Below are 11,929 nucleotides of genomic sequence, written 5' to 3' on the forward strand. Positions count from 1 at the left end.
CAACACCAACCATCAAGGAAATTAGCCATGTCCAATCCTGTCATCTCCGGCGACGGCATCTTCTCGCACGTCTTCATCGGTGCCGCCGACGTTCAGAAGTCGGCCGCATTCTACGACGCCGCACTGGGTGCCCTCGGCATCAACAACCTCGGCCCGTTCGGCAATGGCTGGGTGCTTTTCGGTCGCGAAAAGCCGGCTTTCATCGTCGCCCGCCCGGGCAATGGTGAAGCGCCCTCCAGCAACGGCATGACGATCGGCTTTGCGGCCGCCACTCCCGCCGAAGTGGATGCCTTCCACGCCGCCGGCCTTGCCGCAGGCGGCACAGACGAGGGGCAACCTGGCGCACGTAGTCACCTGCCGGGGGCCTATGCGGCCTACCTGCGTGATCCGGCGGGCAACAAGGTCTGTTCGTACACCTTCGTCTGAAAGCAACAAGGCTGAGGGCGTTCTGAACGGGTCAGCACAAGCCGCTGTACAGCGACGGTGCCAGCTGATGAAGAACGGCCCGCAGCCATGTGTGAAACGCATGGCTGCGGGCTTGAGCCTTGAAGTGTGTTTTCAACCAATCAGAGATGAGGTCGTTATGAAAGAACCGGCTCACACCAACACGACGACCGCGCTCCCCTCCCCGACCACCACCGTGTACGGCATGCCGGCCTTTGCCGATCGTGCGGCAGCCGTGGACGAAGTGCACGCGCGCCCGCATCTGTTGCTTCAGGCCCCTCGCGGCATACTGCAGCTCGCTTTCATGACTGAAGGCGACGTGGCCAAGGATCAAATGGCGATGAGCACGTTATCTCATCGTTTCAATACTGGCGAACCCGACCACGCTACGCCGCTTCATGGCGTGACATGGGATGAGGGAGGCCTGCACTGCGAAAAGCACACCGAGTTCTCGACCTATCTCTGGTGCGCTTCGCTGGATTGCGAGACGGGAGAGCCGTGCGGCGAGAATCCGTTCAAGCATGGGTTTGTGGCTCCGGGCCCGGTCATATCCGGCATCCGTTTGAAACTTCTGCCATGGACGCCGGAAACGGAACAGGAAGCCAATCGCTTCGATCCTGCCGGCCTGTGCTACTCGCTGGTGGAGAACGGCTCTGCCGCCATCCTGACCGACTTCAGACAGGATGAGGATGGCCTGACGCAGATCCTCGTCCTTACCCGCGACTTGACCCCAGCACGGGCGGGAGCGCTGGCTCAACGTCTGTTGGAGGTCGAGACATACCGCACCTTGGCGTTGCTGTCCCTGCCGCTGACACGATCGATGGGGGCGAAGCTGCGACGCATGGAGTCGCGCCTTGCAACGATCACCGAAGAGATGTGCACGAGCCTGGCAGAACGGCGCGACAACGACGTGCTGCTTTCCGAACTGACCGGCCTGGCTGCCGAGCTGGAAGCTGGCGTTGCAGCGAATCTCTATCGCTTCGGCGCCAGCCGTGCCTACTACGAGATAGTCGAAGAAAGGCTGGCTGCGCTCTCTGAAGAAGCCGTATCCGGGTACTGCACCTGGGCGGACTTCCTGCAGCGTCGCATCGCTCCGGCCATGCGCACATGCCAATCGGTAAAGGAGCGCCAGGCCAAGCTCTCCGACAAGCTTACCCGGGCCATCGCGCTGCTGCGTTCCTGGGTCGACGTCGAACTCGAACGCCAGAACCGCGATCTGCTGGCTTCGATGAACAACCGGGCCAAGATGCAATTGCGCCTTCAGCAAACCGTCGAAGGCCTGTCGGTCGCGGCAATTTCTTATTACGTCGTGAGTCTTCTCGGCTATCTGCTCAAAGGCATCGCGATCATCCACAACGTTGTGGCGCCGGTGACGGCGGCTCTGGTGCCCATGGTGATGCTGTCGATCTGGTGGGTGGTGCGCAGGATCAGGCACGCCCACGGCGACACGGCAGCGGACCAGAAATCTTCCTGACGCGCCGCCGTCCTGGCACGCGATCGCTGTGCCGTTCGTTTGAACATTGGAGAACAACATGGAACGCCTCGAACATCACGCCAGCTTTGATGGTTGGCAGGACGTCTATCAGCACGCCTCCACAACACTCGGTTGCACGATGAAAGTCGGCGTCTATCTGCCTGCGCAAGCGCAGCACGGCAAGGTGCCGGTGCTGTACTGGCTTTCAGGCCTGACCTGCACCGAGCAGAACTTCATCACCAAGTCCGCCGTCCAGCGCTACGCGGCCGAACATGGCATTGCCGTCGTCGCGCCCGATAGCAGCCCTCGCGGCGAAGGCATTGCCGACGATCCTGCCTATGACCTTGGGCAGGGTGCGGGTTTCTACGTCAATGCCACGCAGCAACCCTGGGCTGCGAACTTTCGGATGTATGACTACGTCGCGCAGGAACTACCGGCGCTGATCGAGGCCCACTTTCCCGTGACAGCACAGCGGAGCATCAGCGGCCACTCCATGGGTGGGCATGGCGCCCTGGTCATCGCCCTGCGCAACCCGGGCCGTTATCAAAGCGTCTCGGCCTTCTCGCCCATCGTCGCCCCGACCCAGGTTCCCTGGGGGCAAAAAGCCTTCGAGGCGTACCTGGGCAGCGATCGGGAAGCCTGGAAGCAGTACGACACCGTGGAACTGATTCGCACTGTGCAGGAGCGTTTGCCGTTGCTGGTGGATCAGGGCTTGGCCGACGAGTTCCTGGACAGCCAGCTTCAGCCCGAACTGCTGCGCAAAGCCTGCGACGAGACGGGGCACCCGCTCAGGTTGAATCTGCGCCCAGGCCATGACCACAGCTACTACTTCATTGCCAGTTTCATTGGCGAGCATATGGCACATCACGCATCGGCGCTGAAACGCTGACACAGAGGAGACCAGGTCATGAAAAAGACCTCTGAAAACCGACATCACGTCGTCATCATCGGAGCGGGCTTCGGCGGGATCGAGGTTGCCAACCGGCTTGCGGGCGCCGAGGTCGATGTGACGATCATCGATCGGCGCAATCATCACCTGTTCCAACCCTTGCTTTACCAGGTTGCAGGGGCGTCACTTTCGACATCGGAGATCGCCTGGCCTATTCGCCATCTGTTTCGCAATCGCCCGGAAGTGAACACCTTGATGGCGGAAGTGGAAGGTATCGACCAGAACGCGCGCCAGGTCATTCTCAACAATGGATCGCGGCAAACCTACGACACGCTCGTGCTCGCGACAGGTGCCACCCATGCCTACTTCGGACACGACGAATGGGGGGCTTTCGCACCGGGTTTGAAAACGCTGGAAGATGCCACGACCATTCGGGGCCGAATCCTCGCGGCCTTCGAGGAGGCAGAGCGCACCAGCGACCCGCAACAGCGTGCCGCGCTGCAGACGTTCGTCATCATCGGTGGTGGGCCCACCGGGGTTGAATTGGCCGGAACCATCGCCGAGCTTGCACGCGACACGCTGACCCGTGACTTTCGCTCAATCGACCCGAGCACATCGCGTGTTGTGCTGATCGAGGCGGGGCCGCGCCTGTTGTCGGTCTTCCCAGAGGATCTGTCGGCCTATACGCGCCGAGCGCTCGAGAAGCTCGGGGTCGAGGTCGTGCTGGGTTCGCCGGTCACCGAATGCTCGGCTGACGGCGTGGTGCATGGCGGCCAGCGCCTTTCGGCCAAGACCATCGTCTGGGCCGCCGGCGTCCAGGCGTCTCCGGCGGCTCGCTGGTTGGGTGCCGCGTCCGATCGTGCTGGTCGAGTGGTCGTTGAACCCGACCTGACGGTGGCCGGTCACCCGGAGGTCTTCGTCATTGGTGATACCGCCTCGTGCACCATGGCCGATGGCAAGCCCGTACCGGGCATCGCCCCGGCAGCCAAACAGCAAGGGAAGTACGTCGCCAACCTCATTGGCCGGCGTTTGCAGGGCAAGCCTGCCGACGGGCCTTTCAAGTACCGGCATCAGGGGAACCTGGCCACCATTGGCCGCAGCCTGGCAGTCATTGACATGGGGCGGGTGAAACTGCGTGGTGCCTTTGCGTGGTGGATCTGGAAACTCGCGCATATCTACTTTCTGATCGGCACGCGAAATCGTCTCAGCGTCGCGTTGAGCTGGGCATGGAACCACAGCATCGGCTACCGTGGCTCTCGCATCATCATGCCTGCGATTACCGACAAAGCGCCCAAGGCGCTGGATAAAGCTGGCTCACTTGATTGAGCGTCTCACATTCGAGGTGGGCAAGCCCGGACGCTTGACCGACCTGCCGCGAAATCGGCCCATCGCTACCTCACGAACTACAGGATACGAACATGCCAGAAGCTTCTTTCGGTGAATCCTCTTGTACTGCCGCAGCCAGCGGCCTCGTGCAGGTGCGCGGTGCGCGCGAGAACAACCTCAAAGAGGTGGACGTTTCCATCCCGCGCAACGCGCTGGTGGTGTTCTCGGGTGTCTCCGGCTCCGGGAAGTCCTCGCTTGCCTTTGGCACTATCTATGCCGAGGCTCAGCGGCGCTACTTCGAGTCTGTGGCCCCCTATGCGCGGCGACTGATCGACCAGGTCGGCGTGCCGGACGTCGATGCGATCGATGGCCTGCCGCCGGCGGTGGCGCTGCAGCAGCAGCGAGGCTCCAGCAACACGCGTTCCTCCGTGGGCAGTGTGACCACCCTCTCCAGCCTGGTGCGGATGATGTATTCGCGTGCCGGCGCTTACCCGGCCAACCAGCCGATGCTGTACGCCGAGGACTTTTCACCCAATACGCCGCAAGGGGCGTGCCCGACCTGCCACGGCTTGGGCCATGTGTATGAGGTGACCGAGGCCATCATGGTGCCCGATCCCTCCTTGAGCATCCGCGAGCGGGCGATCGCCTCCTGGCCCCCCGCCTGGCAAGGGCAGAACCTGCGCGACATCCTGGTCAGCATGGGCTACGACGTTGACCGGCCGTGGAAGGACCTGTCGAAGAAGGACCGCGACTGGATTCTGTTCACCGAGGAAACACCGACGGTGCCGGTGTACGCCGGCTTCACGCCTGCCGAAACCCGCGCCGCGCTCAAGCGCAAGATGGAGCCGAGCTACATGGGCACGTTCACCGGCGCCCGACGCTATGTGCTGCACACCTTTGCCAATACCCAGAGCGCGCTGATGAGAAAGCGCGTGTCCCGCTTCATGGAAGGCAAGCCGTGCCCCGCCTGCCACGGCAAGCGGCTCAAGCCCGAGGCGCTGTCGGTGACCTTCGCCGGCGTGGACATCGGCGCTTTCATGCAGATGCCGCTGGACCAGCTGGCTGCCCTGCTCGACCCCATTGCCCAGGGCGATTTCCGCGCCCATGCCGCGGGGGCGGATACGGACAAGCAAACGACTCGGCGCGACCGTGCCGAACGCGCTGCTTCCGGCCGTTCCGTCCATGCAGTTTCGCCCGACGTGCGCCGCACCAGCGCGCTGTCGGAAGAAAAGCGTCTCGCCGCGCAGCGCCTGGCCGCTGGAGTGATGGCACGCCTGCACCAACTGCGTGGCCTGGGGCTTGGATACCTGACGCTGGACCGCGCCACACCGACGCTTTCGGCCGGCGAATTGCAACGCCTGCGACTGGCCACACAGTTGAGTTCCCTGCTGTTCGGCGTCGTGTACGTGCTCGACGAGCCCTCGGCGGGGCTGCACCCCTCCGACAGCCAGGCCCTGTATGACGCACTCGACCGGCTGCGCGACGCTGGCAATTCGGTTTTCGTGGTGGAGCACGACCTGGCCCTGATGCGCCGCGCGCAATGGCTCGTCGATGTCGGGCCGGATGCCGGGGAACGTGGCGGTCGCGTGCTCTACAGCGGCGAGCCGGATGGCCTGCGCAAGATTGCCGAGTCGCACACTGCACGCTACCTGTTCGACGAAATCCCCACGCCGGGGCGCCGAGCACGCGAAGCGACCGGCTGGCTGCAGCTGCAGGGCATCCACCGGCATAACCTGCGTGGCGTGGATGCGCGTATTCCGCTGGGCGTGCTGACAGCGGTCACCGGCATCTCCGGCTCTGGCAAGTCCAGCCTTGTCGCGCAGGCCCTGCCGGAGCTGGTGCTGCTGCACCTGGGCCACGAGCCTGAAGACGATGCTGCCCAAAGCGCCACCAGCGAAGGGCCGGCAGTGATCGAAGCGACCGGCGGTCATCTGGCCGGTGACGTGGACGCCGTTCAGCGCCTGGTGCAGGTGGATCAGAAGCCGATCGGGCGCACGCCCCGGTCCAATCTGGCCACTTACACCGGCCTGTTCGACCACGTGCGCAAGCTGTTCGCCGCCACGCCCGATGCGCGTCGCCGCCGATATGACGCCGGACGCTTCTCGTTCAACGTGGCCAAGGGGCGCTGCGAGACCTGCGAGGGTGAGGGCTTCGTCAGCGTGGAGCTGCTGTTCATGCCCAGTGTGTATGCGCCGTGCCCGACGTGCCATGGCGCACGCTACAACGACGCGACGCTGGAAGTGCAATGGAATGGGCGCAACATCGCTGCGGTGCTGCAGATGACCGTGGACGAAGCCAGCGAGTTCTTTGCGGGTGAAGACGCCGTGGCCCGGCCCCTCCAATTGCTGCGTGATATCGGGTTGGGCTACCTGCGCCTGGGGCAGCCGGCCACGGAACTTTCCGGTGGTGAGGCACAGCGCATCAAGCTGGCGACCGAGCTTCAACGCAGCCAACGCGGCCGCAGCCTGTACGTGCTCGATGAACCGACCACCGGGCTGCATGCGGCGGATGCCGATCGGTTGCTGGTGCAGTTGCAGCGTTTGGTCGATGCCGGCAACACCGTGGTGATGATCGAGCACGACATGCGCGCGGTGGCCCAGGCCGACTGGGTGATCGACGTGGGGCCCGGTGCGGGCGCTGCCGGCGGCAGCATCGTGGCGGCGGGTTCCCCTCAGCAGGTGGCTCGAATGGCAAATAGCCGAACCGCACCCTTTCTTGCGAAGGAATTGGCGCTCGCCCAGTAGCCTGTTGAAGTGGCCAGGCCTTCATGGAGGCCTTCTGACCTCCGAGACAACTGTGAGCAGGAGCTGCGTATCTATCGGCTGATGACTTGCTGCCCGTGATGAAGGGCAGCTATGGGTCGAAAGCAGCCATTCACGACCCGAAGCTGCCGGTGAGGCTGGCAGTGGTTCTGTGGGAGCGGGCTTGCCCCGCGAAGAGGCCGGCCCATGAAAAGGAGTAGCCTGGCACGGGCTACGCCCGTGTTCGCGGGGCAAGCCCGCTCCCACAAAGATTACTGTTGAGCTCACCGGCAGCTTTGGGTCGTTAGCTGCCCGTCGTGAATGGCTACTTTCGACACACAGCTCCTGGTTGTGGCGATCAGAAATCGTCTTACCTGACCTTCACCACATCATCCGGCTTCCATGTCTGGTCGTAAAAGGCGTCCTCAGTCCCATACAAGCGCAAGGCCACGAGGAAATTCCGTCCCGGTATGGTCTGGATGAAGGCTGCGTCCGCCACTTCTGCCGGTTTTTCGGGGCCGAACCAGATCTCCAGCGAACCATCCGCCTGCTTGGGAATGTCGTAGTAGCCATTGGTGGAGGGCAGCAGTTGCTTGGTTTCGGGCATCGTGCCGTCGGTGATGTTGTACGCCGTCACGGCCCAGAACAACGCAGCGGGCGGGTTCGGTGGCAGGCGCAGTTTGTAGGTGCTGCCGCCTTCGAGGAACTTGCCGTCCTTGTCGCGCCCGGTAAAGGGATACTTCGAACCGGCCCCGGTGGTGTGCATCACCATGGCCGGTGCCGAAGAGTAGGCAAACTGGAAGAAGTTGGCGCGCTGGTTGACGTCCAGGTAACTGTCCTGCATCCAGTCGTTGGTACCGCCTGCCCAGGTGTTTTCGTACTGGCGGTCGGTGTAATAGAGGTTGCGCTTGTCTTCGCGACCCAGTTGTCGATTGGCCAGGATCATCTTGGGTGCAGTCTCGACAGCCTTCTTCAGCAGCTCGTCCTGCCTGGCGGTGGGCTTGAAAGGTTCGCCCTTGATGATGCCGATCGAGGCCAGCACACCGCGCAACTCAGGGTCGATGGCTTCGACCGGCTCATAGTCGACGAAGGCCTTGAGCTTGGTCCAGTACGTGTTGTCGACCGGATACATCATGTTCAGGGCCTTGCCGCTGGCGTCGGGAAACTGCATCGGCTTGACGTCTTTCTCCACAGTGAACAACGGGTAGACCCGCGTGGTTTCGGCATTGGCGACCGCCGGCGTCGGGTCAGGCTTGCCGTCGCCTTTGGCCATGACGGTGCGGAAAAACAGGAAAACGTTGTAGGTGCGTGACTTGACCGGGAAGTAGCCGCCCGGCACGGGCCCGTTGTAGTCCGGCGGCAGCAGCAGATAGAGGCCGCCGCGTGCGCGGTCGGGGCCGATGGCACCGACATCGGTCAGCGTGCGCTGGAAGAAATCGGTGAACATGCCGATGACATTGCCAGGCGCCTTTACCACCAGCGGGCCGGTCTGCTTCAGGTCCAGGTAGCTCATCGAGTAGATCACGTCGGCGTTGGGCGTGGGCACCATGGTCCGCGCGTCCATGCGTTGCTTCCAGATCGGCAACACGTTGTAGCCGGCGCCGAAGGCTTTCTCCGAACCGTCTTTCATGCCAATGGTGTTGAGTGCCGGCAGCATGGTCATGTAGGCGTAGATGGCGCGCTGGTAATACAGCTCATCGCGCAGGCTTTCGGCTTCTTTGGGCTCAAGCCAGTTGCCGTTGTTGATCTGTTTGATCAGCGGCGAAGCCGGTGCCTGGTCCGCCGCCTGCGCCATCGGCAGGATTGCCAGCGCAGCAGCCAGGGAGGACAGCGTAAATACCCGTCGAATGGTGCTCATCGAACAATCTCCTGTGCAATGACAATAATCGCAACGCGAGGCTTACTTGATCTTCTTGATCACCGGCGGCTTCCAGCTCGCATCCAGGATCGGCTCTTTGCCCCAGTAGGCCCGGATATACAGCGAGATGGACTCTTCAGGTGATGGCAGCCAGTTGTTCTCTTTGTCCTTGCCGGGGGATACCGGGCCTATGTAGACCGTCAGCGAGCCATCGGCATTGCGCTTGAGGTCTTTGTTCTTGGTGCCCAGCGAGTATCGATTGAGCGCATTGGCGCTGAACAGGTGGTGCTGGTTGTACAACGTCAGCGACCAGAAGCCCTGCACTGGTGGCTCCTCGCCTTTGGCGAAGGTGACTTCGTAGCTGTGGGCGCCATTGAGTTGGGCACCATTGCCATCGAAGTCGGTGTAGTAGTACTGGGTTTCATTGGGGCGGTTGTCGAACATGTTCGACTTGGAGGTGCCGGTGCGATTGAAATAGTCCACGCCCCATTGGGCATTGTTGGTCGAGCGGTTCCAGCCATTGCCCGCTGGGCGGCCGTTGTGTTTCCACTGGAAGAACGGCGCGATCAGTTCCTTGTCGGCCAGCTTGGCCTCTTCGACCATCAGTTTCTTGATGGCCGGGTCTTTTGCGGCGATTGCCATGAGTTGCCGGAACTGCGCGTAAAGCGCTTCCTCCCCGGGCAGTGGCGCAACGGTGTCCAGCACTTGCGGGAACTGATCGAAGAATTTCTCCGGGATGACCCACTTGGTTTCGCCCTGGCTGGCGCTGTCGGCATTGGGCACCGGGATGTCGGGGGTTTTCTTCCAGTCGATGGACTTCATCTTGCCGTCAAAGTCTTTGAGCGGGTAGAAGACGATCTGGTTGAGCTGTTGCTGGATAGCCGCACGGTCGGCATCCGTGTCGTCCATGAACACCCGAGGGATGGTGTTGGCCAACGCCGTGGGGCTGCGGATGATGGCTTCTACCCCGTCGGGTTTCTCGCCTTTCCAGTTCGGGCCCACCAGCAGGTAGAAACCGGGCTTGCTGGCATAGGGCTTGCCGAGTTCGCCGAACTGATCGGTGCGCTGGTCGTACATGGCATAGACCCAGAAGCGCTCGCCGAAGTCCGGCACCTGGGCGATCACGGGCTCGTCGTCCAGGGAGAAGAAGCCAAGGCCGTACACCACATCCTGGTTGGGGCAGGTGACAAAGGTTTCGGCAGGAGTGATGTAATCGTGCAGCATGCCCAGCTGGCCGCGCGGCGCCGCTGGCAGGATGCCGCCCAGCAGCCCCGGGTGAGGCGCCTTGGTGATGCGCTCGTAGCGGTTGATCATGTTGACCATCGGCCAGCCCCAGAGATAGGCCATGCGCGCGATGGTTTTCACGTACGCCGGATGCATGAGCGCATCCGTGCTGGGCTGGGTGAGCGCAGGCGCGCTTGGCTGGGGTTGTTCGGCGGCTTGAGCAAGTGGAGCGCTGAGTGACAAGGCCAGGATGGCTGCGCTAAAGCCTGTTTGTGCCGTTCGCATAGTCGACGTCCTTGCAGGTGAGGGACCCAAGGAGACGAATCAGCGAACTTCGGCGAACGGCATGGCCTATTCCACACTCAGCGTATCGCTCTCCAAACCGTCTCGAAGTCTAGACGGTCATCCTGCAAGTGGCCTGCCACGGCGTGGAAAACAGCCAAAAGCTCGTGCAGATAGCTACCCGCTCTGAGTCAAAAGCTGCCGGTCGTGATTGACAGCTTTCGACCCAAAGCTGCCGGTGAGCCCAACGCTGGCCTTCGTGGGAGCGGGCTTGCCCCGCGAACACGGGCCTAGCCCGTGCCAGGCTACTCCTTTTCATGGGCCGCCCTCTTCGCGGGGCAAGTCGCATCGGCGCACCGCCGCTCCCACAGAATTACTGCCAGCCTCACCGGCAGCGCTGGGTAGCACACCGAACGAGATACCGCGAGGTTTGCGGCCACCACCCGACATAGGCCGGATTCCATTGGGCGCATACCTGGTCCGCCATTGGGCACATCAGCTGAGTTATGCTCCAGCCCCTCAGCCAGGGGAGTGTCACGATGCAACTCACGTTCAGCCACGTGGATGTACTGGTCAACCAACTCGAACCGGCCTGCGCCTATTACCAACAGATCCTCGGCGCCGAGATTTCCACCACCCAGGTGTGGGAACGCGGCGGCTTGCACGTGCGCTACGCCATCGCCCGCATGGGCCAGGAGCGGTTCATGCTGGTGCAACCGCTGGCGGGCAATCTCAAGGTGCTGCTGGACGAGCACGGCGAAGGCATGATCTACCGCCACTGCTACTCGACGCTGGATATCGAAGTGGCCTATGACCAGCTGGTGGCCAACGGCGTGCAGCCAGAGAACGAGAATGGCCAGCCGCTGGCACGCGGTGACCTGCAATCGCCGGCCGGGGCGCGGATCATCTGGTTGCCTAAGCGCTTTGGGCATTTTTCCATCGAGATCATCGAGGCGCAGGCGTTGGAGGCGTTCATCGAGGGGGCATTTGACTGACACGAGCCCGCCAGGCAACTCGCCCGGTCGTCCGCAAACGGCTATTGAGCGGCCTCGGAGGCCGAGGCATGTCTCAAGTCTTCCGTCCGTGCCGGCCCATACCCTATACAAGGGGTGAAAGCATCCACGGTACTTGAATACAATGCGTAAGCGGGCTCAAAGGACATGCTGACCAGGATGTACCCTAACCAGCCGCGAGCAGGCAGCAACTCAATTCATCAGGGAGTGGAAAAATGATTCGTTGCAACCAGTGCAAAGCCCCCAGCGCCCGGATCGTCACCCAACGCGAGCTGGCCAAACTGTCCAATACGCACTTTACCGGCGCAGTTGTAGCGACGACCGCAACTGCCGCTGCTGCCGCGACAGCAGCCTCCACCACTGCCGGTGCCGTTGGCGTAACAGCCCTCGCGGCGAAAGCGGCAAGCAACTCAGGTGGTGGTGTCCTCGGTAAACTTGCGATGGTCGCCGCCACCGCTGCAGCGTCAGCTTTAGGGAAGATGGCGATTGATCGCTTGAGCGCCGGCAGCGGAAAACTCGTCTATTGCTCTATCTGCGGGCATCAGGAACCGCTCAAGAAAGGCGGATGACCCCCAGCTTTATCGGCGCTCGTCGGTGGCTCGCTACCGCGACTTACCGCTCGACGAGCGGTTGGGTATCGAACAGACACTACGTGACCGGGCCGGCCTCGTTCAAGTG

General features: G+C 62.4%; 9 protein-coding genes. 7 read left to right on the top strand and 2 right to left on the bottom strand.

Annotation, left to right across the window (positions count from 1 at the left end; translation table 11 throughout):
- Positions 1 to 27: 27 nt before the first annotated feature.
- The 5 genes from RTH46_RS21940 (at position 28) to RTH46_RS21960 (ending at position 6,877) form a co-directional block, all read left to right on the top strand.
- Entirely contained in the window at positions 28 to 426 is a 399-nt protein-coding gene (locus RTH46_RS21940) for a VOC family protein (protein WP_316906609.1), read from the top strand.
- A gap of 157 nt (positions 427 to 583) precedes the next feature.
- On the top strand, positions 584 to 1,918 hold the full coding sequence (locus RTH46_RS21945) for a DUF3422 family protein (protein WP_316906638.1): 1,335 nt from the start codon (positions 584 to 586) through the stop codon (positions 1,916 to 1,918).
- A 58-nt stretch (positions 1,919 to 1,976) separates the two neighbouring features.
- Entirely contained in the window at positions 1,977 to 2,807 is an 831-nt protein-coding gene (fghA, locus tag RTH46_RS21950) for an S-formylglutathione hydrolase (protein ID WP_316906610.1), read from the top strand.
- Positions 2,808 to 2,825: 18 nt separating this feature from the next.
- A complete protein-coding gene (locus tag RTH46_RS21955; protein WP_316906611.1) occupies positions 2,826 to 4,133 on the top strand; it encodes an NAD(P)/FAD-dependent oxidoreductase in 1,308 nt (435 codons plus the stop codon).
- Positions 4,134 to 4,225: 92 nt separating this feature from the next.
- Positions 4,226 to 6,877, top strand: a complete 2,652-nt coding sequence (locus tag RTH46_RS21960) for an excinuclease ABC subunit UvrA (protein ID WP_316906612.1) — start codon at positions 4,226 to 4,228, stop codon at positions 6,875 to 6,877.
- 367 nt (positions 6,878 to 7,244) lie between these two features.
- Here the strand turns inward: RTH46_RS21960 and RTH46_RS21965 are convergent, their stop codons facing one another.
- Entirely contained in the window at positions 7,245 to 8,732 is a 1,488-nt protein-coding gene (locus RTH46_RS21965; RefSeq protein ID WP_316906613.1) for a DUF1254 domain-containing protein, read from the bottom strand.
- Between the two features lie 42 nt (positions 8,733 to 8,774).
- On the bottom strand, positions 8,775 to 10,112 hold the full coding sequence (locus RTH46_RS21970) for a DUF1254 domain-containing protein (protein ID WP_316906614.1): 1,338 nt from the start codon (positions 10,110 to 10,112) through the stop codon (positions 8,775 to 8,777).
- A gap of 665 nt (positions 10,113 to 10,777) precedes the next feature.
- On the opposite strand from RTH46_RS21970, the gene RTH46_RS21975 reads away from it, so the two are divergent.
- Both RTH46_RS21975 and RTH46_RS21980 read left to right on the top strand, forming a co-directional pair.
- On the top strand, positions 10,778 to 11,233 hold the full coding sequence (locus RTH46_RS21975; protein WP_316906615.1) for a VOC family protein: 456 nt from the start codon (positions 10,778 to 10,780) through the stop codon (positions 11,231 to 11,233).
- A gap of 233 nt (positions 11,234 to 11,466) precedes the next feature.
- A complete protein-coding gene (locus tag RTH46_RS21980) occupies positions 11,467 to 11,820 on the top strand; it encodes a hypothetical protein (protein ID WP_316906616.1) in 354 nt (117 codons plus the stop codon).
- The last annotated feature ends 109 nt before the right edge of the window (positions 11,821 to 11,929 follow it).

Origin of the sequence: Pseudomonas sp. zfem004 (assembly GCF_032621715.1) — a bacterium.
Taxonomy (GTDB): Bacteria; Pseudomonadota; Gammaproteobacteria; order Pseudomonadales; family Pseudomonadaceae; genus Aquipseudomonas; species Aquipseudomonas sichuanensis.

Excerpts from the sequence above, each read along its gene's own strand:
- RTH46_RS21940 (WP_316906609.1), top strand. The coding sequence starts at position 28 with ATGTCCAATCCTGTCATCTCCGGCGACGGCATCTTCTCGCACGTCTTC.
- RTH46_RS21945 (WP_316906638.1), top strand. The coding sequence starts at position 584 with ATGAAAGAACCGGCTCACACCAACACGACGACCGCGCTCCCCTCCCCG.
- fghA (WP_316906610.1), top strand. The coding sequence starts at position 1,977 with ATGGAACGCCTCGAACATCACGCCAGCTTTGATGGTTGGCAGGACGTC.
- RTH46_RS21955 (WP_316906611.1), top strand. The coding sequence starts at position 2,826 with ATGAAAAAGACCTCTGAAAACCGACATCACGTCGTCATCATCGGAGCG.
- RTH46_RS21960 (WP_316906612.1), top strand. The coding sequence starts at position 4,226 with ATGCCAGAAGCTTCTTTCGGTGAATCCTCTTGTACTGCCGCAGCCAGC.
- RTH46_RS21965 (WP_316906613.1), bottom strand. The coding sequence starts at position 8,732 with ATGAGCACCATTCGACGGGTATTTACGCTGTCCTCCCTGGCTGCTGCG.
- RTH46_RS21970 (WP_316906614.1), bottom strand. The coding sequence starts at position 10,112 with ATGCATCCGGCGTACGTGAAAACCATCGCGCGCATGGCCTATCTCTGG.
- RTH46_RS21975 (WP_316906615.1), top strand. The coding sequence starts at position 10,778 with ATGCAACTCACGTTCAGCCACGTGGATGTACTGGTCAACCAACTCGAA.
- RTH46_RS21980 (WP_316906616.1), top strand. The coding sequence starts at position 11,467 with ATGATTCGTTGCAACCAGTGCAAAGCCCCCAGCGCCCGGATCGTCACC.